Source organism: Paludibaculum fermentans, from assembly GCF_015277775.1.
Lineage (GTDB): Bacteria > Acidobacteriota > Terriglobia > Bryobacterales > Bryobacteraceae > Paludibaculum > Paludibaculum fermentans.
In genome coordinates, this window is sequence record NZ_CP063849.1 from 7,019,897 (window position 1) to 7,043,930 (window position 24,034).

Consider the following 24,034-nt stretch of genomic DNA (forward strand, 5'->3'; position numbering starts at 1 on the left):
TTGGTGGGCCCTGTAGGACTTGAACCTACAACCAACGGATTATGAGTCCGCTGCACTAACCATTGTGCTAAGGGCCCACGGAGTGGCGCAAGGTTTGCGCCCAGTCCCCAGTTTAGCCGAAAGGGCGGAGGGCGCGGCAGCGGATGGGGTCTATTGACCTGTACATTTTCTGCCTGTATGATCCAGCCCAGAGGGCGGGCCGCATTTTGCCGGAAATCACTATACCAGTTGGCAACTTCATTACGTCGAAAGGCGCACAGGCAATTTCGCCGATGCCGGCGGCCGGCCCGAACCAGCGCGGACCAACCTGCGGATTCTATGCGCTCGCTTTCGTGATGCTGTATTGGTATGAGAGGCAGATGCAATACGGTGGCGACTTCGGGTTGTCCAAACCGCTGGAGGCGCGCACACACAACGCCAAGGCGCCGGAATCGCGAGCAAATATCTTCCAGCAGGGCGCCAAATATGTCTCGGCCAAGACCGGATCTTTCTACTCACTGCGTCACTATGGCAAGCACAATCTACTGACCGCCTACGGGTCGGTCTTCAATGCCGAGAACCTGGTGAAGGTGGCGCGGGGCAATGGCTCCCAGTATGGCGGCCAGTTCGACGGGCATGTCCTGACCCTGACGGACTCTGGCGATTTCGTCGACAAGGTGAAGGCTCTGATCGGCATCGAGTGCCCGGCGATCGTGCCGTTTGACGTGGGCAACACCGGGGATCCGACGAGTACAACGGGCGAGCGGGCCCACTGGGCCACGATCGTGGGTACCTACGATGACGGGGCCGACGAGGCGATTCACTACCACTGGGGCAAGTTCCGCTACTGCCCTCTGGCAGATTTCGGCGACTCAAATGGCCAACTCAGCGGGAATATGTTTCTGTCCTTCCGGAAATGCGAGGCGACCCGGGACAAGCTTCTGGTTCGCGACTTCATGACCGACGGCACCATCAAGATGTACCAGGAGGCCGGCTTCCTCGTGAAGGCCAAACCGGAGAGGGTCACGAACTACGAGTTCTGCAAGCCAAAGAGTATCGACGATCTGAAGTCTCTGGAGAAGCTTAAGTCTTTCTACCCGAAGCTCTCTGAGGCCCTGGCTGACGACAAGCTCAAGGCACACGCCACGAAGTAAGAGCTCCGGATTACCTCGCCGCCCGCCATGCCAGCACTCCAGCGGCAGGACGCCAGCACCGCTGCCGCGGGCGACTTAGCTCCCGGGCGGGCGCTCGCACGGATGGTCCGCGCATACAATAGAACCATGAGCGACCAGTTTTCCATCGCGGGGCGCACGTTCCGTTCCCGCCTGATGATCGGCACGGGTAAGTACCGGAGTTTCCAGGAGATGGTCCGGTGCCACGAAGCCTCCGGCGCAGAGGTCGTCACGGTTGCGGTCCGCCGGGTGAATCTGACGGACAAGAGCAAGGAGTCGATGCTGGACTACATCGACCGCTCGAAGTACTTCATTCTGCCGAATACAGCCGCCTGTTACACGGTGGATGACGCAGTGCGGACGGCTCGCCTGGGCCGTGAAGTGGGCCTCTCCAACTGGGTGAAGCTGGAAGTGATCGGCGATGAGAAGACGCTGTATCCGGACGTGTTCGGGCTGGTGGAGGCGACGCGGATCCTGGCCAAGGAAGGGTTCGTCGTGCTGCCGTATACGAATGATGATCTGATCACGGCCCGGCGGCTGATCGATGCAGGCGCCGCGGCTGTCATGCCGTTGGCCGCGCCGATCGGTAGCGGCTTGGGTATCCAGAATCACGCCGCGCTGCGGATTATGCGGGAACAGATCACGGAAGTGCCGCTGATTGTGGATGCGGGCGTGGGTACGGCTTCGGATGCGTGTGTCGCGCTGGAGATGGGTTTCGACGGAATCCTGATGAACACGGCGGTGGCCGCGGCGCAGGATGCGGAGAAGATGGCGCTGGCCATGAATCGCGGGGTGGAAGCGGGCCGGTTGGCGTTCCTCGCCGGACGCATGGAGCGGAAGCTGTACGCTTCGGCCAGTTCGCCGCTCACGGGCGTTATCCGCTAGGTGGGATTGGGGCGCCGCGGCGCCCCAGTTGGACTAGAAAGTCACGCCGACGAGGAACTCGATCTGGTTTCGCTTCGAGTTCAAGGTGTTGCCAGAGGCGGCGCTGACGTTGAAGACATCATTATTCCAGCGGGTATAGCGGAGTTCCGGGCTGATCTTGATCAGCCGTAGATCGTAACGGATCCCGCCGCCCATGACGAAGCCCTGGGAGCTGTTCTTGTCCAGCCGCAGGACATCGGTGAGCGCGCGGAAGGAATAACCCGCATCGACATAGACCCGTGCCAGTTTGCCGGGGAACTTGTACTTCACCAGCAGCGGGAATGACCAGGCGCTGGAGTCGAAGACGCCGCCATTGGTGAGGCTGGTGTCCGTATAGCCGATTTTGCGGTAGAGCATATCGGCCTCGATTCCGAAGCCGGCGGGCAGGTTGAGTTCCACCATGGGCCCGAGGGTCCAGCGATGGAATTCGGGGTTGAAGGTGCCAGCGGCCTTCACCGCATCATTCAAGGGCACGCCGCCCTTCACACCCCAATTGAGGAGTTGAGCGGAGAGCGGCGCCCCCGCGATGAAAAGGAGAAATGTACAGAGTTTTAGCATGAGTTTCCGCAGCCAGTCTGTGCCTAAGACCCTGTGATTCCCTGAACTGCTACACGCGGACAGGATCCCGGTATCAGGAGACGGTCACCATGTCATCGGCCAACTTCGCGAGCCGGCCTTCCGACATAGCTATATTCCCGAGATGCGGCCCGGCGACGGCGCGTTGCGCGATCTCGACGGGGCAGTTCGGTTGTTTACGGCTGACGATGCAATCCAGGAAGTTCTGGATGTGGGTTTCGATGGGTACAGGGGCCTGTTCCTGGATGATGGGCTCGCGGTTGTCCTTCCACTGTTCCTTCCAGACGACGAAGCCGGCGTCGTTGAGGCGCATGGTGGCCTGGTCGCCCATGAAGAGGATCGACCAGCTGTCCTCGAAGTCGTTGCAGTAATTTAAAGTCCATGTGGTCATGAACTTGCCGTGGTCGAAGATGGTGGAGAAGATCTCCGGATGCTCGGCGCCTTCGTTCTTGGCGACATAGCCCATCGCCAAGGCGGACTTGGGCGGCGGGGCGTTGGTGAACCACTGCACCACATCCATGAGGTGGGTGCCCTGGTCGGTCATATTGCCGCCAGCGTAGTCGCGGAAGAGGCGCCAGTAGCGCAGGCGCATGGGCTCGATGTCGCGTTTGGGGGCGTTGCCCAGGAAGCGGTCCCAGTCAACCTTGCCGGTGAGGGGCGAATTGTTGAGCGGCTTGGCGACGTTCCAATGCCACTGCGCCTTGACCATGGTGATGCGGCCGAGCATGCCGTCGTCGACCAACTTCTTTGCTTTCATGATCATGGGTGCGCTGCGGCGCTGCATGCCGACCTGTACGACCTTGCCGCTCTTCTTCACGGCGTCGACCATGAGGGCGCTCTCTTTGAGGGACTTCGAAAGAGGCTTCTCGGTGTAGACGTCTTTTCCGGCTTTCAAACCGTCTAAGAGATGTTGGCAATGCCAGTGATCGGGACCCGCACACACGACAAAGTCGATGCCCTTCTGGGCCAGCAGCTCTTCGTGATGGAAGTAGGACCTTGCGCCCGGGTTGAGCTGCAGCGCCTGTTGGATATTGGGTTCGTAGACGTCGCAGACGGCCACGCACTGCGCACCCAACTTATTGAAATTAGTACTCAAATACCGGCCGCGCCCACCGGAGGCAATCAGCCCGTACGTGGGGCGGTCGTTGGCGCTCAAACGGCTCGTGATCAGGGGTGCAGCCATGGCAGCGGCCCCGCGTAGAAAGGATCTTCGGTCGGAACTCATGCACAAACCTCTGGGACTACTTTATCCGAATTCAAATCTGATTGCGCCCGACCCTGAGGGTCATGGTATATTGAGATTTCGCCTCACTGGGAGGTCGTCTAATGGTAAGACTGCAGTCTCTGGATCTGCGTATCGGGGTTCGAGTCCCTGCCTCCCAGCCAATCTAATTCCTCCTTCCCGTCTGAGAATCCCCTTCATGATTGCCCATCGCCTAGTACTATCACTGGCCCTCATTCCGTTCGGGATCACGGCCGTTCATGGGCAGGACGCCGGCGCCGCCTTCAACCGGGCACCGGCGGGTGTTGAGGAGTCGCTGCGGGACCGTGTGAAGCAGTTCTACGCGCTGCACCTGGAGGGCAAGTTCAGGCAGGCCGAGGTGTTCGTCTGCGCGGACAGCAAAGACACCTTCTATGACAGCGACAAGCGCCGTTGGCAGAGCGCGGACATCCTCAAGATCAACTTCGAGAAGGACTTCAAGTCGGCCACGGTGGTGGTGACCCTGGGATCGGAAATGCGCACACGCGTGGGGACAATCCCGGCGGCGTTCCCCATGGCGACCTCGTGGAAGCAGGAAGGCGATTCCTGGTGCTATCACGTGCTGCCGCCGAACAAGGCGGTGGTGGCCAGTCCCTGGGGCGCGATGCAGCAGAAGGGCCCGGAAAAGGGTGACTCGGCGGCCGAGGCTCCGGTGCGGCCGGATCCGAGCAATCTGATCAATGCGTTCAAGTTATCCAAACGCGAATTCCTGTTGAAGGGGTATGAGGACTCCACGGACACGGTGGAGATCTACAACGGCATGCCGGGGCAGGTCCGTTTGGACGTGCAGGCCGCGCAGATGGGCGGTTTGAAGTGGGAGCTGTCCAAGAAGGTTCTGGAGAGCGGCGAGCACGGGACGCTGAAGCTCACCTACGCTCCGCCGGACAAGTCGCCGAAGTCGTTCTATAACATTAACCTGCTGGTGGAGCCGCTGGGTGCGGTGATCGCCCTGCGGGTGGTTTTCGACATCCCCGAAGACGTCAAAAAGCAGCTGCCGTTCATCCAGAAGTAGGCTTCCGCGGAGAGAGCAGAGGAGTGGCCGGGGAAGTGCATCTACTTGTGTGGTTGTGCCATGCGAGTAGACAATTCCAGCCACACATTGACGCGCTTTCTGGAAGCAGCCGCTTCCAGTCCTGGCGGCCGTTCCAGCACGTACGGGGCGCAAAGTACTGATTTCAGAGAAGAACTGGCGGTGTCCCGGCAAGCGGCCAGCCGTTCTGGCGGTGAATCCCGGCACGCATCGAGTGTGACCAGGCAGGCAGAGACGGTCAGTTCGCCCGACGAGTGTTCCGTTCCGGCACCGGGTGTACCGGAGTCCGGTACAGCGGCGAGTCCGGCCAAGACGGCTGATTCGAGTCCCCCCGCGCCGGCTGCCGAGCAGCCCAAGACCATGGCGGCTACGGCATCCGCGGTTCAAACTGAGTTGGACCCGAGTCCGGCGGCACCCTGGCCCATGACGATTGTGACTCCGGCGAATCCGCCGGCACTGGCCGCGGACACGAAGTCGGCCCTGGCTTGCGCACTGACGCAAGCCGGCATCGATCCAGCGACAGTGAAGGTGTCCTACTGGGAGGAGTTGGTCTGGTTTCCCGGTGGGAACTGGATCAACCGCAGCATTACGGTGCAGACCCCGAATGGGCAGAAGATGGATTTCGACGCCGCCGCGACGCTCAGAAGTCCTTATGTCACTGCAAATTCCGTGCAGGAGATGTTGAACGCCTGAGCGCCGGCGGCGCCGGTTTAGACAGGCACGTTCAGCTTACGGGCGACTGCTTTGAGCAGTTCCCGGTCCTGGGGCGTGAAGCCCACTGGAGCGTTGCTTTCGATGAGCGTCTTGTTCCGGACGAGCACGATGCCGCCGAAATCGAAGAAGAGCTCCTCGTCGGGATCCAGTTCCCGGAGGGGAATCTGGGCCGCAGGCTTCTCCGTGCCCGGTTCGTTGGCAGCCATCTGCATGGGAATGTTAACGGTCCCCGCTTCCAGCTTCAACATCACGACCGGTTCGAAGTAGGGGCGGCCGTTCTCATCCTGCAACGGCACCCCTTTCTCGTTCACGGCCAGGATGTTCTCGTAGATCACTGAGCGCTTCGTCGATTTGAGCGCCTCGGGATCGCACCAATATTGCGGCGGCCGCTGTTCGTCGAACGGCGGCGGCTCCTCACCCGTAGCCTGGGTGTACTGAGCCCGCGTCTGGTAGTAGGGGAACAAGTACAACTTGTCCAACCCGTATTTTGGCAATGGCAGTGCAGCCATATAAACGCCTCCTGCGCGAGATCATCCACCACGATTTGCGCGCTACAGGGCCCATTGCTGCCAAACGGCTGAAAGCAAAGACAAAAAAAAGCCATTTCGATGGGTAATGAAGAATTCATAATGCGCAAATTGGGGGAGAAGTGAGTCCGGGGCGGTTGGGATTGGGCGCCGGAGGGCCTGTGTTCCGTGGCCGGAACTGCCCGGCTAGCGCGTCGGACCCAGGCGCCGGTGTTGGCTTTGATCCCTCGCGGGGAGTGGATTGTTGAGGTGCGTTCGGTGCTTTGAGGTGCTGAGTCCGCGTTGCCGGTGAAGAGTCGCGGCTGGTGATTGGGCTTCGTGTGATTGCCGTTTGGAGCCTTGTCGTGGCTTCCCCGCTCCTTTTAGTTGAGGCTCCGAGCGCGGAACGGAACGCGGGGCCGTTTGTGTTCGCGGGGTGTTGGAGATTGCGGAGTTTGGTGGGTGGGGGAACGGGCGGCGATGCGGGATGGTTGGTTGGGGATTCTCGGTTGGCTAACCGCTCGTTGACACTCGTGGCTCTGTTTGCTCCGTTGGGTTCGTTTACCGGGGCGGGCTTGCGGGACTTGTTGAGAAAGCGGAGGCTTAGGCCGGGCACCGTGGGTGGACGGATGGCCTTTACGGGTTGCGGGGCTGGGACCGGGCGGACGGGGCGGCAGGCTCCTTTCCCCCTTTCGAGAAGTTGGAGGCCCGGGGACGGCGGAATGAACTGGCGATTGCCTGACGCCGGCTCCTGGTCTTGCGCACTCACTGGGGTCGTGCGGGTTGTACCAGCTTGCACGGTTAACGCTATGGGTCTGGTGGAACCTGCGGCCGAGGCGAAGAGGGCCTGGACCCGGGCGGGGATGGCGGCTTGATGGGCCTTGTCTCCCGTCAGATAGGGGAAAGCGGATTTCTGGATGGCCCGGATGCGGACACAGATCCAGGCGTGGTAGCGGCCCAGGGCCTGCACGACTTCGCCCTGATTCTCGCGGATCCAGAGCGCCGCTTGAGGGATGGCCTGGTTGTTGATTCGGAGGGCTTCGGCCCAGAGCTTGCCTTCGAGTTGGAAGAGGCGGCGCTCGTGGCCCCGGAGGATCCAGCGGTGGACCAGGAGCGAGCGGAACTTTGGGTCGGCGATGTCCGCAGTCTGCTCCAGCGCCTGATGGTAGAGGCGCGCTTCGATGTCTTCCGGCAGGCGGTGCGGGCCGGAGTAGAGGTTGTGAAGGGTGGCGTTCCCTGAGACCCGGAGCTTGCCTTCGGGGGTGCGGGGACCGGTCGATTTTTGGGCGTTGGCGCGGTTAGCGGCGAGGCGGCGCTCGGAGATGGGTGGTTTGGTCATGGGTGTGGTTTCCCGCGCCGGGCCTCAGCGGGGTTTGCTCCTCAACGCCGGGAGGGCGGCGATGGAGCCGGTCCTGAACTGTTTGAGGCGCGTGGCGGGGGTGAAGTGGTGGTGGGCGTCGTCCCGCAGCCTCGAGGACAGGGACTGGTCCTCGACACACGTGATGAGGTTGGCGTTGCCGGCGCCGGCGGTTGTGAGGAAACGGCGCAATCGTACCATGTCGTCCGCATTCTTATTGAAAATCTGCATCGTTGTTCTCCTGTCGCAAAGTTATACACGCCGGACCTAGAGATTTTGGGCCTCTTTTCCGTAACCTATTGATTCGAAGGCGACGATAAACTTCGAACTCTTGAACTGCTTCTGGCGGAGGGGCGGAAATGGGGGAGAAGTCCAGCGGGTGGGGTGCTGCCGCGGGTTCGAACGACCGTTTCGGGTAGGGTGGCGAGAACTAGTCCCGAGGAGAAGATCCGAGTTGATCCAAGCTGCCGGTCTATGGGTGAGGAGGCCCAATCGGAACGCGGATTCGGATTGATTGCGGCGGGTCAGGGCTGAGTGCTTCCCTCTTACCGCCTGGCGTTTAGCTGATTCTGAGCAGGCGTTTTGGGAAACCGCGCACGAGGCGGTATGGCCGTCGAGTCGCGCGTAGTGTGGCCGATCAAACCCAGCCACTAAGTTCGAGGAGTGCCTGAGCCACTCGAACTCGATTGATGCGATCCCGCTGGTGTGGGCGATTGAGCATGGCTTTGGCGATGGAGGCAAGGCCCAGCCGCCTGTCTTTGGCTGGGCGGCCCATGCGACTTTTCCAGAGCCGGGAGCTGTTTCTGTTGTGTGACTTGGACCAATTGCAGAAGAACTTGGCGAGAGGCCATTTCCTTTCCCCTAACTCCATTCCCTCCAGTGCCTTTGGTTTCAACGCGGAGTTTTGCAAACGGCTCTGGTGGCTGAAGAGAGCTGCCTGCGGGAGGTGGTGGGGCTGTGGCGACAGAGAGCGGGTCGTGGATATTGATTCCAAATCTACTTAAAAGCCATGCAGGGAGTGGGTGTCAGTTATTCAGCATCTATTTTTCTGCCAGGTGCTGATTGTCGGAGCGAAGATCTTTCTATGGCTTGTGTGAACAACGAATTTTAATGCAGGAGCAGACGCAATTCAGAGCGGCAGGAGGGAGTTCGGAGGATCGCCGATCTGCCATTTGGCGTCGAGCGGCATCGATGCCGTCCTAAATTGGAACTGCGCCGGTCCCGCTCAACGGGGCAAGCGAGACAGCCGGTGTGGAGTGCGATGATAGCGCAAGCGGTGAACGGACAGTGTTTGCGAGAGTGAGATGGTGCCAGATTCTGCGTGGCGCTCTAAACGCTGACTCGCGCCAAAGCGACCGCTGAGCGAACCTGGCAACCAGAGAGCCGCTTCAAGGGCCTTGCCTGGCATACTTGGCGGACCTGGCAGTTGCGACTGATGATCGGGCAATCGGGGCAACGTAGCGAACCTGAAAACCTTGATTTGAGGCAAATGTTGGTAAAGTGCGCGGGGATAAAGCAAGCGATTACACTTTAGCTTCGTGTGGCGAGGGCTCTTTTGAGACACCAGTTAAAGGGAAAAATATTCCCGGGCGCAGTTCCTAAGTAAATTCCGCAACACAGCCGATTGATGCGCAGGTACACAAGAAGAAATGAAGGGCGGGGTCATCCATGTGCTTCTCATTGAGGACAACGCTCTCGATGCGCTCTTTGTGCGGGGATCTCTCACTGGGACATCGAACCCCAAGTTCGAGTTGCGGCGAGCAGACGGGCTCGCCACCGGCCTGAGCCAGCTGGCGGCAGGGGGAGTGGACGCTCTTCTACTGGATCTTTGCCTCGCCGACAGCGAGGGGCTCGAAACATTTCGAAAGGTGCAAGCCGCTGCCCCAGAGATCCCTGTGGTGGTGCTGAGCAGCGAGGACAACGGCGAAATGGCCGTGGCCGCAGTGGCTGACGGCGCGCAAGACTATCTGGTGAAGGGCCACTACAGTACGGACCTGCTCACGCGGTCTCTTCGCTATGCTATCGAGCGGAAGCGGTCTCAACGGACGTTGCATGAGTTAGCGGAACGGCTCACGCATCACGTTGAAAATTCCCCGATGGCGGTCATCGAATGGGGGGCCAATCTGGACATCATTCGCTGGGCCGGCGAGGCCGAGCGGATGTTCGGTTGGACGCCAGAGGAGGTACTGGGGAAACAGCGGGGCGCTTTCCCGTTGGTCTACGCCGAAGACGAGGCGTCTGTGGCGGAGGTTTTCGCGAGGCTGTACTCGGGCGGAAATCAGAAGTGCTTCTCGGCCAACCGCAACTGCCGCAAGGACGGATCGGTGATTCATTGCGAATGGTATAACTCTTCACTCATGGACGCCCAGGGCAACCTGCGTTCGATCCTGTCCCTGGCATTGGATGTGACCGAGCGGAAGCATGCGGAAAGTGGGCTCAGCCTGGCCAACCAACAACTTCAGCGGCTATCCACCGACCTGCTGCGTTCCCAGGATCATGAAAGGAGGCGAATCGCTCGAGAGCTGCACGACAGCACGGCCCAGATTCTCGCCGCCCTGAGCATGAACCTAATCCGGTTGCAGAAGTCCGGGGGCGAACCACTGAAGAAACAGGCGTTGCTCGCGGAATCCATCGAGTTGGCCGCCTCCAGTTCCAGAGAGATCCGGACGCTAACTTATCTGCTGCATCCGCCGCTTTTGGACGAGATTGGGCTGGTGAGTGCCCTGCAGGCGTATGCGGAGGGGTTCAACCAGAGAACCGGAATCGATATTGAACTGATCCTGCCGTCTGATTTCGGGCGGCTTCACAGCGATCTGGAATCGGCTCTTCTCCGCATTGTGCAGGAGGGATTGGCCAATGTCCACAGGCATTCGGGCAGTCCGGTGGCGACTATCCAGCTTGAGCGAGATCTGACAGAGGTCTGCCTGGTCCTGCAAGATCGTGGCTGCGGCCTGCCCTCGAGCCTGACTGCCCCGGACAGCGGATTTGTGGGGCTGGGCGTCGGCATCCTGGGGATGCGCGAACGAGCGGAACAACTCGGCGGGCGGCTCGAAATCACCTCAGCCGGGAAGGGCACGAGAGTGACCGTAAAGTTTCCTTTGGCTGTACAAAATGAGCAACTTGCGCATATTAGTGGTTGATGATCACCAGCTTGTGAGAAGGGGAGTCGTAGCCGCCATTCGGGACGAGCGACCGGAGTGGGAGATCTGCGGGGAAGCCTCGACCGGACGCGAGGCGGTGGCCGCAGCGGAACGGCTTGACCCCGACATCATTGTGATGGACATCTCCATGCCGGACATGAACGGATTGGATGCGACGCGGCAGATCCTGAAGGAAGGCCCACGACGGCAAGTATTGATCCTCTCGATGCATGAATCCGAACAAATCCTGCATGACGTGCTCGAGTCCGGAGCGCGAGGTTACATTCTCAAGAGCGACGCGGGCACAGACTTGCTGGGCGCCCTGGATGCACTACGAAACAACAAGACGTTCTTCACCTCCAAGCTAGGGGATGTACTGCTACGCGGGTACCTGAAAGGCAACGGAGGAGAGAAGGCCAGTCCCAGCCGCATGGTAAGCCCTCGTGAGCGAGAGATCATTCAATTGATCGCAGAAGGCAAAGCCAACAAAGAAGTGGCGACAACACTGAGTATCAGCGTAAAGACCGTTGAAACCCACCGGGCGCGAGCCATGGCCAAGCTGGATCTCCACTCTGTGAGCGACCTGGTCCGCTACGCGATTCGAAACGGCATTGTTGAGTGCTGACTGAGCGCCGGGCTTCCTATCCGGCGTAACACCAGGCCGCAGGAGGGTTCAGGGCGGGTCTGCTGTGCGAATTGGCCTCGCCTACTCGTCCCAGTCTCCCCGGATACGCCATGGACAAAGCCGCAGCGGCCGCGAGCCGGCATCCCTTCAAAGGCCAGGGCAATCTGGCGACCGGGTACAGGATCGCATCCGGAGGGATCCGGGTTTCCACTGATTGTGTGCAATGCGTGTTTGGATGAAACTGGCAGCAGAGAAGAAGACGGAACGGAATGAGCGAAGCAGCACGGAAAACTGGCTAGGTTCAACCCCTCTAGAAATCTCAGTCGGGAATCACCAACAGAACCAGAGGCAGGCCAGAAATCGACTCCGGAATACGGATGGGGATGGTGGCCTCGTAGGGGAGACCGGGCATTCTGATGGTGTGTTCGCCAGCATTGACGACGACAATGTACTGCTTACTTCCGCTATTTGCTTTCAGAACACGGATGGCAATTGGTCCGGGTTTCACGGAGAGCCTGAGGCTGCCCCCTTCGGCCGTCCCTTGTCCAATGGTTAGGGATTGTTCCGAGGCCGCCTCGGCGTAATAGGACGCCTGGAGATTGCCGGAAATGGCGAGCCGGCCGGAGGCCTGTTGAGGGCATGCTGGTGAACAGCATCCGGCAATCAGCAAGGCTGCCAGAGACCTGAGGACGAAGGTTGCAATGTCCTCGTTGCTCGTTGCCGTCCTAATTGCCGCCACAGTGCCCTCCGTTACCACGCAGTGTGCCTCAACACACTGCCATCAGCTCTCCCAGCCTATCAGGATCATGCCATGCCCTGGGATGTGGAAAGCCGGCATGGATAAGCATGATCGCCACCAAGTTCTTCCTCCACTCATCCGCCCGAGCGCTTTAAAGAGTTGGCCTAGCCGAGCTGCCATCGCGTGACAGGCTAAGCTGAACGACCTAGAGTTCCAAGGGGTGGACCCCACTCTTTGTAGAAGGCAGCCCTTCGGGCCAGATGCATATTGTCCCTCTAGAAGATCGTGGTTATCACTGATTGTAAGAAATACACAATCCTCCAACAATAGAAACATAGGCGCAATTGATTGCACCTAAATCGAAATTAGGAAAACAACAATGAAAAAGACTTTAGCAATGGCGGCCACGATCGTGATGATGCTCACGGCCACTGCGGGCGCCCAGACCGCGAACACCGGCTCCCTGGCGCTGACCGGACAGGTTGATGGGTCCATCATCCTTTCGTTCCATCAGAACACCTCTGGTGGGTTTACCCTGACCTCCGGCGACGGCACGGCCGCCGCGGGCGCGAACCTCTCGACTGTGTCCATGTACGGCACGGCCACCGGGATTGTTGCCGGCAGCAATTTTGTGAAGACCAACCAGGTTGACGGCTTCACGCTCAGCGGCCCAATGGATGTTCAGGTTGACAAGGCCAATATCACTTCGAGCGGCTATACCCTGTCGGCGCAGCTCACCAGTTCCGACAGCAGCGAGTGGAGCCTCGGCGGAGCTTCCCTGAACAGCACCAGCCCCGTGGTGGTCGTCAGCGAGGGTTCGTACGCCGCGAGGACTCCGCTGACTTTGTCCGTGAAATTTCCGACCAGCATGAACTCCGGCAGTGTCAGCAACACGATCAACTTTGTGGCCACTGCACAGTAATGCGACGCAGGGACTGTACCCGCAGGCCCGATCGTCCTACTTGGGATCGGGCCTTGTGCGCTACCGGTTTGCTCTTCCAGTCCAGGCCAAGGCTGAACTAATCCATGCACTCCCTTTTGCGGATCCCGGCGACACTAGCGCTGCTTGTGTTGCTTCCGTATGCAGTTGCGGCCGAGCAGCGGCCCAGCACGCTGGCCCAGGCGATTGCGGCCGCCATCAACCGTGGAAGGCCGACGGTGACGATATTGGCCGCGGCATCCGGAGCATCGATGCAGGGGCTCGGCACGGCGAACCCTGCATTGTCGTTCGGCCGCACCTCCTACTATGCGGGGCGCGCCGCGCCAGGTGTATCCCAGCAAAGCAGCGGCGGCTCCATTGTTATGACAACGCAATTCGCGCTGAAAGTGGACTGCAGCGACCCGCAGTCGGCGCTGGTGGAAATTGAGATGACATTGAACTCCCAGGATGCTTCCTACACGGTGACCGTGGACGGCACTCCTTTGTCCACTGCGACGTCGGCGACCGTTCAGCGATGCGGTTCAGTGAGTGAACACCGAGTGGTGATTGAGGTACCAAGGACGAGGCCCGCGGGGCCGTTCGGGAGTACTGTTTCGTTTTCCGCGATTGCCAGATAGAGCTACACCGAGGTGTCCAGATGACCACGAGGCCGTTCCGATTCAGTGCCTTTTTCCAATGCCTGCTGCAGATTGCCGTTGCCGGGGTGCTCTACTCCCAGCCGGTTGGGGGTGACAAGCCAGAGGTTGCGCCGCAGCGGGCCACACTCGCGCTATCACCCGCCGTCTCCATGTTGCGGGTGAGGCCAGGCCAGAGTGTGACCCAAACCTTCACCCTTGCCAATCAGTTACCAATCGAGATGCGCTTTGCCATTGAGACGCAGGACGTGGTTGTCCGAGACGGAAAGCGCACATTTGTCCCGGCGGGTCAGATTCCCCTGGGGATCGCGTTCACCGCAATTGCCGCGCCTTCCTCAGTGGTGGTGCCGGCCGGGCAGACGGTGTCGGCGAGCGTGACGGTCACGGTTCCTCCCGAGACCGCCCAACGTGCGGTAGTGGTGTTTTTTAAGGGGCAGATTGCTGCTCCAGACAAGGGTTCTGTCGGCTTCGGCGCATCGTTAGGTGCGCTGATCACCTTCAATATTTCCAATGATTCCAAGGTGTCGGCGAGCGCTTTGGCCGTTTCGCCGCAAACCAGCAGCGCCAACCTGGGGTTCTCGATGGCCCTGGTCAATAGCGGCGTCGAACCCGTGGTGCCCAAGGGCGTCATCGCGATTCTGGATGAGCAAGGGAAGCGCATAGCGAAGGCCACCTTCGAGCCACATCGTCTATTGCCGGGGGAGAGCGGCCAGTTCGCCACGTTATGCCCCGCGGTGCTGAAGCCGGGGCGCTACCGAACGCTATCGTCCTTTGAGTACGAAGGGAAAGTCCTGACCAATGCGGGGGAATTCACAGTTTCCGAGTAGATGGGTGTCCCTTCTGTGGCTAGCCATAGGGTGTGTTGGGCTTGAAGCGCAAACATACAGGGTGGAGGCGCACAAGACCATCACCATCAGCGTGGCCGGCGTGACTGCGGCATACTCCCTGGATTCGACATACGCCGAAGCCACCACGGAGAACGGCCTGGTCATCGTATCGGGAAGGATTGCCGGAGCCACGCATGTGATGGTGGTAACGGCATCCGGCGCCCAGGCATTCGAAATCCTGGTGATCAATGCGCCCGCGAAGCCTAGAACAGATCCCCTGAACCCACTGAACATCAACTCAGGGATTGAGGATGGGTATTCGGAGTCGCGATACGCGTCATCGCCGAGCCAGTTTCAGAGCACGCTCGACCTCTCACGGCGCCAGGGTGACACTACGACTCACCTCCATTTGGTGGGAACCCGCCAACTGGGGTCGCTCTCGAGCGACCAGGACAGAACAGCACTCTCATCAGCCTCCTACCAAATCTCGACGGCGCGCCGCGATGTCACACTCCTGGATCAATACGTGCAGGAATCACCCCTGGGCATCGCCGGCTCCATCGTGCGCGGAATACACATTCGACAAGATGGATGGCTGCTGCACGCGGGCTATACGTCGGTAGCGTCCTTTGAAGGATTATTCCTTCCTACGCGCGCGGAGGGCGTGGTTGAGGTGGGCTACCGGAGGCCATTGACAGAACATTCGTCCCTCACCGCATCGTTCAACCACTTCAGCGTACCTTCCACAGATATGGTGGGCCGCACCGGCAGCGTAGGGGTGGCTACGTACGATTACAGTTCCGGGGAGACCCTGCGCGTGAGCGCGGATGTGGGGCTGAGCCGTGGCGTCGGGGCCTCCGCGCGGCTGGACTATCGCGGTGACCGGGATAGCGTCCGCGGCAGTTTTCGCTACGCGCCTTCGACCTTTGCGTCACTGGGAGCCAACAACATCAAGGGGTTCCATTCGGACCTTTCCTGGACGCGTAAGCTCGTGGGTAAACTCTCAAGTGAAGTGACGCTTTACAGCAACCGCTTAGCGTTGCCCGGCCTGCAGCAAACTACCATGACGGCCTCCGCCAAATTGCAGTACCTGATAGGCGGCCATTGGTCGGTCTTTGGCGGTGCGACAGGCTCCACGTACAAAACCGCGATTCCTCCACGACCGCCGGTGAGCAATGTGAGTGCGCCAGCCGGGCTCAGCTTCAGCTCCCGTCATTTCGGGGCACAGGGGCAATACCAGTTCTCCGAGGTTTCCAAGCAGGATGCGGGGGGGCATCAGTTCCGCGCCTCGGTGCGCGGGGGCGCAGGCGCAATTTCAGTCTCCGCATTCGCCGAAAGGCAGACGCACGCCCCCACGCTCTCTTTTCTACTGGATCAGGCGCACGGTTTGCGACAGGCGATTGAATTGCTGGGCATACAGGCGACTACCATCGAACAGGTCGACAGCCTTCTCAGGGATAGCGCCTACCTGTTTGCCGCTGGTTACATTCAGGGCGCTACCGTCAATATCGCGCCCGTGCGAAGCCAGGTGGGTGGGACGCTGGCCTGGAACGGCCGCGGCCGCAAGCCTCAGGTGAGTTACAACTTCCTCTACAACGACAATCAAGATCTATTAGGCAGCACGAGGAGCACAATTCATTCGGTTGTGTGCACGCAGAGAATTGGCGCAGAGGAGCTTTCTGTCTCCTATTCCGCGGCTGGTATGAAGTTGCCCGGACTGACTCCGATTTACCGGCCGGTGTTCTCGGTAGCCTGGCGACACCCGCTGAATAACGTTCCTTCGTTCATAATTCCTGAGCACCACGGCTCGATCTCCGGCACGGTGTTTCGCGACGACAGCTCGAAGGGCGCCTACGAATCCGGGATGCAAGGCATAGCGGGTGTTCAGTTGGTGCTGGATGGTTCGCGGCGCACACGAACCGCTGCGGACGGATCATTCCGGTTCCTGCGAGTGCCGGTGGGCAAGCACAGTGTGGCCGTGTCCTACCGGACCGACCGGCCGACATTTTTCTCGACACAGTCGGATGTCGAGGTTGCTGAAAACGGGACGGTCAACTTCGGGATCGGATTCTCGCTTTCCGGCCTGATGGGCCGGGTCTCGAATGATGCCGGCGAAGGTGTGACGGGCGTAAACGTGGCGGTCCGGAGCCAGGGCGGGCAGTGGATGGCAACTACGAACGGCGATGGCGGCTTCTTTGTGCGGCAGCTTTCCGAGGGTGTGTATGAGGTGGAAGTCGACGCGGACTCGATTCCGGCCGGCTATCTCACAGCGCAGTTGGAGGTCCAACGAGTTCAGGTCGGGCTCGCTGCGCCAGGCCGGGCGGAGTTCGCCGTGCGCGCGCTCCGATCGATTGGCGGGCGGGTGTTTGCCTTTGATACAGCAGTTGCCAAGGCTCTTCCGGTTGCAGGCAAAGTGGTGACGCTGAAGGGGTCTGAGAAGACCAGCACGACGGATGCCGAGGGCCGGTATTTGTTCCGGGACTTGGCCGCCGGCTCATACACGGTGGCGGTCGAGGCAGGGGCACGAATGGTTAGCAGTACAGTGAAACTGCCGGCCTCCCCGATGACGCTCTCCAACATCGATCTCCAGATCGTTGACGCCGCGCCGGGGCGAGTTGCCCCAACTCCAGCCTTGAAAGGTCCCGTCGAAGGCCCAATCCCAGCGAGTCCCTCACCGCGCGAGACGATATCCGCGACTCCCAAAACGGGCGCCGCGCAACCCGCAGCAAGCCAGCCGCCGCCAAGCGCCTCAGCGAAGCAGCATGATCGCCTGGGACGCCAGAAACTGGCATCCGGGCAATATCGGGAAGCGATTGCGGAACTAGGCGAAGCGATTCGGATGGAGCCGGGGTTTGCTCTTGCTTACAATGCCCGCGGCTTTGCCTGGTACCTACTGCACGACCTCAGCAGCGCCACCGCTGACCTAGACCGGGCGATTGCGCTCAACCCGAACTATGCGAATGCATATCGTAACCGGGCGGTTGTGCGAAGGGCCGCGGGGGACCTTCCAGGTGCTGAGGAGGATCGCCGCCGCGAGGCGATGCTCATGTCGGAAGGGTCTGATCTCGCGAGGAAGAAGAAAAAGAAGTGAAGACGCGGGCCGCGAGTTGCGGCTCAGTTTGTACGGCGAAGAAACGCGCAGCTCCGTGGCGGATACGGAGAATCGAAGTCAGGAGAGAATCATGACCAAAAGAAACCTGGTACTCATCGCGGTGTTCGCGTTGGGACTTGGAGCGGCGGCCGACGCGCAGCAGTCCAGCGGTGGGTCGGTTGCGATCACCGGCGAGGTTGAGGGTTCCATCGCTTTGTATTTCTGGCAGGACCCAGCAGGGTATGCACTGAACGAAGGCGGGGCCAGCGCACTGGTCGAGATTGGCGATGTATCGGCCTATGGAACTCCCAACGGCCTGCTGGCCAACAGGTTCACCAAAGGGATTCAGAGTGATGGTTTCTATCTAAGCACGCCATTTCTAGTGCAAGTTTTGCGCGCCAACCTTCCATCCAGCACCGGGTACACACTGACCGCCCAAGTGGGTGATAACGACGACACAATGTGGTTGATTGATGGCAACCTCCTCAGTACAACTCCGGTTTTGATTTCTGCCACTGAATCCTACACAACCAAACGCCAGCACGTTTTGATGGCGAAGTTTCCATTCACAAAGGCCGCCGGGGGGCTGAGTGATACGATCACGTTTACAGCCACAGCGAACTGATGGAGCGCCCGACGCCGATGGAGGCGCATCATGGGCGCTCGCCCTGGAGCGAATGCCCCTTCGCCTGACCGCGGCCGCACAGGGAGTCCAGCACAAGAAACGAGACGTCCTGAAGGCCCATGACCGGTCCTGCCGGCCCTCCGCACCAGTATTGCGTTTCGCCGGCAACCAACTGCTCTACACGATGACTCCTCCAGCCAGGTGACCTGTGTGCGGGCGTGGATGGCCGCCGAAGGGCATGCTCCCCGCGATCGAGGAGAGCGCGACCGTGTCCGCACTCGATTTCCCCTTGCGCGCGACTGCGCTGATTCAGATTCTCCCGACGATACCCCCGGCCCGGGCGCATGGGCGCTGGAGGCTCGCCACTTTGGGGGAAAAGCGTCTTGACACCGGCCGGACCAGAGGTGGGCGCGCCTCCCTCAAAAGTGGTAGCCGAAGACGAATGCATTGGGGGAGTGGATCGGACTCCATTGGGGGAGGCCCCGAAAGGGGAAAAGCATCAGAATCCAGGTAAGAAGAGAGCGAGCTTGCATTGATCGTAGAAAAGGCGAGGCCAGGGCCCTGGATTGTGCAATTTCAGAGGGACTTCATGCACCGACCTTTCCGCGACGTGAGGCTTGAGGCCGGCGGGACTTCAGTTATGTACGGCCAAGGCTGCGATCCAGCGGGATCTCGCTTTTACTGACAACGGGCAGCGATCTGTGCGCGCCCGCAAGGTTCAACGTCCGAAACTTCAGAGTGGAGCGCGACAGTGGAAGATAACATCCTGGTCCAATCCAGTTTCTCAGCGACCATCCACGCACCGATCGAGAAGATCGACATTCCGACGTGGTGTTTCACCCTGCCCGAGTCGGAGTACCAGGCGTGTTCGCCGGCTCACTGTTCCGCCGGTGCGACGACAGCGCCGGACGGCCGGCGGATGTCGATCAACGTGGAGATTCTTGGGGGCAGCATGATGGTGCAGCACTATGTGGAGGAGGTCGGCCAACCCGATCATCTCAGGCTCGTTTCCAATTCTGATGTGTTTACGCCGACCGGGCGGACGAAGGTCGGGGTGATCTGGGACCTGGCGGTCCGCAAAATCGACGACAAGACCTGCGAGTTCACCAATACGGTGCACAGCAGCGTGACGCCGGAGTTGGCGGAGTTTCTCGGGCAGCAGGGGATCCCGCTGGAGGTCTTCCGGGCCGGACGCAGGCCGATCTCTGAAGCGCACAACCAGCAGGAGACGCCGTTGTTTGCCAAGAGCATCGAGCGTCATGCACTGCGGCAGGGCTGAAGATCCAGCGGAGGCACCATGGGCGCGCTTACCTACGAAAAAGAGATCACCGGTCTTCTGGTGATCGACCCGTATAACGATTTCATCTCAGAGGGCGGCAAGATATGGGACCGCCTCAAAGGGGTTGCGGAAGCCAACCAGTGCGTACCTCACATGAAGGAGGTGCTGGAGGCGGCACGCGAGGCGGGCGTTCGCGTGTTCTACGCCATGCATCACCGCTACCGGCCCGGCGATTACGAGAGCTGGAAGTACATCGCACCCATCCAGAGGGCGGCGTGGTCCCGTAAATCCTTCGAGTATGGGACGTGGGGCGGCCAGTTTCGCCAGGGGTTCGAGCCACAGCCCGGCGATATCGTGGCTTCGGAGCATTGGTGTTCGAGCGGCTTCGCCAACACGGACCTGGATCTGCAGCTCAAGAAACACGGAATACACAAGCTGATCGTCATCGGGCTGATTGCGCATACCTGTGTGGAGGCGACGGTCCGCTTTGCCGCCGAGCTTGGTTACGAAGTCACGATGGTGAAAGACGCCACGGCGGACTACTCCGATCGCGAGATGGAGGCCGCTCTCGAAATCAACATCCCCAACTACGCCAGTGCCGTGGTGACGACGCAGGAGATTGTGGCGCTGATTGGTGCCCCGGCGAGCGTGGCGGCCGCCACCAAAGCGTGATTCCCGAGACTGCGAGGCCCGCCCTGGAAAGATCGTTCCGTTAGTTCTTCAAGCCAGGCTGGTCTGTACCACCTGGAAGCATCTCGTGTGCTCCTGGGCAGCCAGAGGCGCGTCCCGAAACCATTTTTAGAGAAGGCTATCCAGCAAATGACATTTTCCAAAGCACCATTTCGAAGTGGCCGACGCCTTTCGGGCGCAGCGACCATGACCATGCTGATTCTCGCGGGCCCGCTCTGCTCCCAGACCAGCAAGGCCGTGAACCACTATGTTGAGCCCGCAAGCGGGGCAGCCCGGAGCGGCGAGAGCGGGATTCGCCCATTCCGGGTGCATGTTCCCGAAAAGGCGATTGCCGACCTGCGGCGGCGCCTGGCCGCAACAAACTGGCCGGAAGAGGAAACCGTCTCCGATCGCTCACAGGGCGTGCAACTGGCAACGATGAAGAACCTGGTGCGCTATTGGCAGAGCGGGTACGACTGGCGAAAGATCGAGGCGAAGCTGAATGCGCTGCCTCAGTTCACCACCAACATCGATGGACTGGACATTCATTTTATTCATGTCCGGTCGAAGCACCCGAATGCATTGCCGATCATCATCACGCACGGCTGGCCGGGGTCAGTGATTGAGCAGATGAAGATCATTGGACCATTGACGGACCCAACGGCGCATGGCGGTACCGCCGAGGACGCTTTTGATGTCGTGATTCCGTCGCTGCCCGGTCATGGATTTTCCGGCAAGCCGACGGAGACCGGCTGGGATCCCATTCGAATTGCGCGTGCCTGGACGGTGTTGATGAAGCGCCTGGGCTACACGCGCTTTGTGGCACAGGGTGGGGATTGGGGGAATGCCGTTACCGAGCAGATGGCACTGCAGGCTCCGCCGGAGTTGATCGGCATTCACACCAACATGCCCGCGACCGTGCCCGCCGATGTTGCGGCTGCCTTGCAGTATGGCCAGCCGGCGCCAGACGGCCTGAGCGCGGAAGAGAAGGGCGCGTGGGACCAACTGGACTCGTTCTATAAGCACGGATTGGGCTATGCACTGGAGATGGCCAATCGCCCGCAGACGTTGTACGGGCTCGCCGATTCGCCGGCCGGCCTGGCCGCCTGGATGCTCGACCACGACGCCCGCAGCATGGAGCTGATCAGCCGGGTTTTCGCTGGCGAGCCGGAAGGATTGACGCGCGAGGACATTCTCGACAACATTTCGCTCTACTGGTTCACCAACACCGCGGTGTCTTCCGCGAGGCTCTACTGGGAGAGCAAGCTGGCCTTCTTCGCTCCGAAGGGCGTGCGGGTTCCCACGGCAGTGAGTGTCTTCCCGGATGAGATCTACGCCGCTCCGAAGAGCTGGACCGAGAGGGCATACCCCAACCTGATCCACTTCAACCGGCTTCCGAAGGGCGGCCACTTTGCGGCGTGGGAACAGCCGGGGCTGCTCACTTCAGAGCTCCGCACGGCATTTCGTTCGCTGCGTTAGCAGCCCGCGGCACAGGACGGCGTCGCATCGCTGCTGTTCCCATCACTCGTCACGAAGGAGAGTTCGATATGAATTTCGAAAAACTGAATGTCACGCGGGAAGGCGGAGTGTTGTTTGCAGAGATTGCCGCTCCGCCCATGAATCTTCTGGGGCCGGAACTGGTCGGTGACCTGGTTGCGCTGATCCAGCAAGCCGAGGCAGACGAAGCGATCCAGGTGCTGGTATTCAAGAGCGCGGATCCGGACTACTTCATCTCGCACGTTGACGTGACGCGGATCAATGAATACCGCGAACAGGTGATGAAGATGGAGGGCGCCACTTCGCTGGCGCTGCTGTTCCGCCGTATCAGCACGAGCCGCCTGGTGACCATCGCCCAGATCGAAGGCCGGGTACGCGCCGTCGGCAGTGAGTTCGTACTGGCGTGCGACATGCGGTTTGCGGCCCGCGAGTCGGCGATCTTCAGCCAGTTCGAGCCGGCGCTGGGGCTGCTGCCTGGCTCGGGCGGGGCTCAGCACCTGATCCGGCTGATGGGCCGAAGCCGGGCGATGGAAGTCCTGCTGAGTGCCGACGATTACGACGCCGAACTGGCTGAGAAATACGGCTGGATCAATCGAGCCTTGCCGGCCGCCGAGCTAAGCGCGTTCGTCGCCAGGCTGGCGCATCGAATCGCCCGGTTTCCGGCGGCCGGGCATGCCGTCGTGAAAGAGAGAGTCAACGCGGTGGCGCTGGCATCGGCCGAGGAATTCAACCGGGATGGGGACCTGTTCAGTGAAGGGGTCCGCAAGCGCGAGGCGCAAGGCATCATCCAGGCTGCGATGAAGAACGGCCTGCAGACCCGCAGTGGGGAACTGGCTTTGACGGCGATCCTGGGACGCGACTGACAGACCGCAGATTTCACAAGAGGGAGTTCATCCAATGACAAAGCTGGACAAGGTTCTCTATACGGCCAGGGCGCATACGACAGGTGGTCGAGACGGAGGCACCTCACGCACCGATGACGGCCGCCTGAGTGTTGCGTTCTCCACGCCGGGAGGGCCCGGGGGCGGCACGAATCCGGAACAATTGTTCGCCGCCGGCTGGTCTTCCTGTTTTCTCTCGGGACTCAAGCTGCTGGCCGGCAAGCGGAAGATTGTGCTTCCGGAGGATCTCGCCGTTGACGCGGAGGTGGACCTGGGCCTGGTGCATGGCGCGTTTCGCCTCGCGGCGCGCCTGAAGGTCACTCTGCCGGGCGTCGATCGCCAGGTGGCGGAGGAACTGGTGGAGGCCGGGCACCAGGTGTGTCCGTACTCCCTGGCAACTCACGGCAACATCGATGTCGTGACAACGGTCGTGACTGAAGCCGCCATGGCAGCGGCCACGGCGGAGAGCCGGTAGACCCGCCCGGAACCGCCGCCATGGGACGCCGAAGCTTCGTTTGGGTTCCGGCCGCGATTGCCGCGACCGGACTGTTCATGGCCGCCTCCGATACACGGGATGAGGGACGCATGCCGAACCTGGACGTGGTTCCGGGCTGGTTGAACTCCGCACCGCTGAACAGCAAAGCGCTGCGCGGCAAGGTGGTGCTGGTCAATTTCTGGACCTACTCCTGCATCAATAGTTTGCGGGAACTGCCTTACATGAAGGCCTGGGCGGAGAAGTATGGAGACAAAGGACTGGTGGTGGTGGGCGTCCATACCCCTGAGTTCGGCTTCGAGAAGGAGCAGCCGAATGTCCGGACAGCCGTTTCGGCCTTGAAGATCGCCTACCCTATTGCGGTCGACAGCGATCATGCCATTTGGAACAGCTTTCGCAATGAATACTGGCCGGCGGACTACATCATCGACGGGAAAGGGCGAATCCGCTATCACCACTTCGGCGAGGGCGAGTATGAGCGGGCCGAGCGCGTGATTCAAACGCTGCTACGGGAGAACGGTGCGACGGGTTTGGATGAGAGTCTAGTTCAGATCTCGGCGACGGGACCGGAGGCTCCTCCGAGCCGGGCAATCGGATCGCCGGAGACGTATGTGGGCTATGCCCGTGCGGAGAACTTCGTCTCCCCGGAACGGCTGGCGCGCGATGGCCGCAGGATCTACAGCCTGCCGGCGCATCTGGACCTTAACAAGTGGGGCTTCAGCGGGGCCTGGAATGCGGGTCCGGAGCGGTCGACTCTCGAGGTGGCGCCCGGCAAGATTGTGTTCCGATTCCACGGCCGGGATCTCCACATGGTTCTGGGTCCGTCCAAAGACGGGGCGCCGGTTCGTTTCAGGGTGAGGTTGAATGGCGTGCCGCCGGGCGAGCATCACGGGTCCGATTCCGCCGCTGATGGCTCTGGTGTGATTCGAGAGCCACGGATGTACCAGTTGATCCGGCAGACGGGGCCGATCGAGGACGCGGTGTTCGTGATTGAGTTCCTGGATCGAGGGGCGGCTGCGTACTCGTTCACGTTTGGTTAGCGGAGAATGCTGCTGGATTTCGGAGGGCAGTGAT

General features: G+C 60.6%; 23 protein-coding genes and 2 tRNA genes. 19 read left to right on the forward strand and 6 right to left on the reverse strand.

Annotation, left to right across the window (positions count from 1 at the left end; all coding sequences use genetic code 11):
• Window position 1: 1 nt before the first annotated feature.
• Window positions 2-77 (reverse strand) — tRNA-Ile (locus tag IRI77_RS27715).
• 195 nt (window positions 78-272) lie between these two features.
• Between IRI77_RS27715 and IRI77_RS27720 the strand changes: the two genes are divergently transcribed.
• Both IRI77_RS27720 and IRI77_RS27725 read left to right on the forward strand, forming a co-directional pair.
• Complete coding sequence (locus IRI77_RS27720) at window positions 273-1,133, forward strand: hypothetical protein (protein ID WP_194448227.1); 861 nt, start codon at window positions 273-275, stop codon at window positions 1,131-1,133.
• Window positions 1,134-1,259: 126 nt separating this feature from the next.
• Entirely contained in the window at window positions 1,260-2,036 is a 777-nt protein-coding gene (locus IRI77_RS27725) for a thiazole synthase (RefSeq protein WP_194448228.1), read from the forward strand.
• A 33-nt stretch (window positions 2,037-2,069) separates the two neighbouring features.
• Here the strand turns inward: IRI77_RS27725 and IRI77_RS27730 are convergent, their stop codons facing one another.
• Together IRI77_RS27730 and IRI77_RS27735 are read right to left on the reverse strand one after the other, a co-directional pair.
• Window positions 2,070-2,633 carry an outer membrane beta-barrel protein gene (locus IRI77_RS27730; RefSeq protein ID WP_194448229.1) on the reverse strand — a complete coding sequence of 188 codons (564 nt, stop codon included), beginning with the start codon at window positions 2,631-2,633 and terminating at the stop codon, window positions 2,070-2,072.
• Window positions 2,634-2,706: 73 nt separating this feature from the next.
• Window positions 2,707-3,834, reverse strand: coding sequence for a Gfo/Idh/MocA family protein (locus IRI77_RS27735; RefSeq protein WP_194448230.1), 1,128 nt, complete (start codon window positions 3,832-3,834; stop codon window positions 2,707-2,709).
• Between the two features lie 129 nt (window positions 3,835-3,963).
• Here IRI77_RS27735 and IRI77_RS27740 point away from each other — a divergent pair.
• From IRI77_RS27740 to IRI77_RS27750, 3 genes are all read left to right on the forward strand, one after another.
• Window positions 3,964-4,037, forward strand: a tRNA-Gln gene (locus IRI77_RS27740).
• 35 nt (window positions 4,038-4,072) lie between these two features.
• Window positions 4,073-4,924 (forward strand): hypothetical protein, encoded by an 852-nt coding sequence (locus IRI77_RS27745; protein ID WP_194448231.1) that lies wholly within the window; start codon window positions 4,073-4,075, stop codon window positions 4,922-4,924.
• Window positions 4,925-5,158: 234 nt separating this feature from the next.
• The gene (locus tag IRI77_RS27750) at window positions 5,159-5,635 is read left to right on the forward strand and encodes a hypothetical protein (protein WP_194448232.1); all 477 of its coding nucleotides are present in this window, start codon (window positions 5,159-5,161) and stop codon (window positions 5,633-5,635) included.
• Window positions 5,636-5,652: 17 nt separating this feature from the next.
• Here IRI77_RS27750 and IRI77_RS27755 read toward each other — a convergent pair whose 3' ends face one another.
• Window positions 5,653-6,165, reverse strand: a complete 513-nt coding sequence (locus IRI77_RS27755) for a hypothetical protein (RefSeq protein ID WP_194448233.1) — start codon at window positions 6,163-6,165, stop codon at window positions 5,653-5,655.
• A gap of 871 nt (window positions 6,166-7,036) precedes the next feature.
• Between IRI77_RS27755 and IRI77_RS27760 the strand changes: the two genes are divergently transcribed.
• Entirely contained in the window at window positions 7,037-7,402 is a 366-nt protein-coding gene (locus IRI77_RS27760; protein ID WP_194448234.1) for a hypothetical protein, read from the forward strand.
• A gap of 123 nt (window positions 7,403-7,525) precedes the next feature.
• Here the strand turns inward: IRI77_RS27760 and IRI77_RS27765 are convergent, their stop codons facing one another.
• Window positions 7,526-7,750 carry a hypothetical protein gene (locus IRI77_RS27765; protein ID WP_194448235.1) on the reverse strand — a complete coding sequence of 75 codons (225 nt, stop codon included), beginning with the start codon at window positions 7,748-7,750 and terminating at the stop codon, window positions 7,526-7,528.
• A gap of 1,418 nt (window positions 7,751-9,168) precedes the next feature.
• Between IRI77_RS27765 and IRI77_RS27770 the strand changes: the two genes are divergently transcribed.
• Both IRI77_RS27770 and IRI77_RS27775 read left to right on the forward strand, forming a co-directional pair.
• Window positions 9,169-10,659 (forward strand): hybrid sensor histidine kinase/response regulator, encoded by a 1,491-nt coding sequence (locus IRI77_RS27770; protein WP_194448236.1) that lies wholly within the window; start codon window positions 9,169-9,171, stop codon window positions 10,657-10,659.
• The gene (locus IRI77_RS27775; RefSeq protein ID WP_194448237.1) at window positions 10,631-11,284 is read left to right on the forward strand and encodes a response regulator; all 654 of its coding nucleotides are present in this window, start codon (window positions 10,631-10,633) and stop codon (window positions 11,282-11,284) included. The genes IRI77_RS27770 and IRI77_RS27775 overlap by 29 nt, the downstream gene beginning before the upstream one ends.
• Window positions 11,285-11,603: 319 nt before the next feature.
• Here the strand turns inward: IRI77_RS27775 and IRI77_RS27780 are convergent, their stop codons facing one another.
• Entirely contained in the window at window positions 11,604-12,023 is a 420-nt protein-coding gene (locus tag IRI77_RS27780; RefSeq protein WP_194448238.1) for a hypothetical protein, read from the reverse strand.
• A 379-nt stretch (window positions 12,024-12,402) separates the two neighbouring features.
• On the opposite strand from IRI77_RS27780, the gene IRI77_RS27785 reads away from it, so the two are divergent.
• From IRI77_RS27785 to IRI77_RS27835, 11 genes are all read left to right on the forward strand, one after another.
• Window positions 12,403-12,945, forward strand: coding sequence for a hypothetical protein (locus IRI77_RS27785; RefSeq protein ID WP_194448239.1), 543 nt, complete (start codon window positions 12,403-12,405; stop codon window positions 12,943-12,945).
• Between the two features lie 104 nt (window positions 12,946-13,049).
• Complete coding sequence (locus IRI77_RS27790; protein ID WP_194448240.1) at window positions 13,050-13,580, forward strand: hypothetical protein; 531 nt, start codon at window positions 13,050-13,052, stop codon at window positions 13,578-13,580.
• 20 nt (window positions 13,581-13,600) lie between these two features.
• A complete protein-coding gene (locus tag IRI77_RS27795; RefSeq protein ID WP_194448241.1) occupies window positions 13,601-14,425 on the forward strand; it encodes a hypothetical protein in 825 nt (274 codons plus the stop codon).
• A 61-nt stretch (window positions 14,426-14,486) separates the two neighbouring features.
• On the forward strand, window positions 14,487-17,516 hold the full coding sequence (locus IRI77_RS27800; RefSeq protein ID WP_194448242.1) for a carboxypeptidase regulatory-like domain-containing protein: 3,030 nt from the start codon (window positions 14,487-14,489) through the stop codon (window positions 17,514-17,516).
• 91 nt (window positions 17,517-17,607) lie between these two features.
• Window positions 17,608-18,141: a hypothetical protein gene (locus tag IRI77_RS27805; RefSeq protein WP_194448243.1), complete on the forward strand. Its 534-nt coding sequence runs from the start codon at window positions 17,608-17,610 to the stop codon at window positions 18,139-18,141.
• Window positions 18,142-18,892: 751 nt separating this feature from the next.
• Window positions 18,893-19,420: a hypothetical protein gene (locus IRI77_RS27810; RefSeq protein ID WP_194448244.1), complete on the forward strand. Its 528-nt coding sequence runs from the start codon at window positions 18,893-18,895 to the stop codon at window positions 19,418-19,420.
• An 18-nt stretch (window positions 19,421-19,438) separates the two neighbouring features.
• Window positions 19,439-20,092 (forward strand): isochorismatase family cysteine hydrolase, encoded by a 654-nt coding sequence (locus tag IRI77_RS27815; RefSeq protein ID WP_194448245.1) that lies wholly within the window; start codon window positions 19,439-19,441, stop codon window positions 20,090-20,092.
• A 204-nt stretch (window positions 20,093-20,296) separates the two neighbouring features.
• Window positions 20,297-21,568: an epoxide hydrolase family protein gene (locus IRI77_RS27820; RefSeq protein ID WP_194448246.1), complete on the forward strand. Its 1,272-nt coding sequence runs from the start codon at window positions 20,297-20,299 to the stop codon at window positions 21,566-21,568.
• Window positions 21,569-21,636: 68 nt separating this feature from the next.
• A complete protein-coding gene (locus tag IRI77_RS27825) occupies window positions 21,637-22,449 on the forward strand; it encodes an enoyl-CoA hydratase/isomerase family protein (protein ID WP_194448247.1) in 813 nt (270 codons plus the stop codon).
• Between the two features lie 34 nt (window positions 22,450-22,483).
• Window positions 22,484-22,942 (forward strand): organic hydroperoxide resistance protein, encoded by a 459-nt coding sequence (locus tag IRI77_RS27830; RefSeq protein ID WP_194448248.1) that lies wholly within the window; start codon window positions 22,484-22,486, stop codon window positions 22,940-22,942.
• 20 nt (window positions 22,943-22,962) lie between these two features.
• Complete coding sequence (locus tag IRI77_RS27835) at window positions 22,963-24,000, forward strand: redoxin domain-containing protein (protein ID WP_194448249.1); 1,038 nt, start codon at window positions 22,963-22,965, stop codon at window positions 23,998-24,000.
• Window positions 24,001-24,034 lie beyond the last annotated feature (34 nt).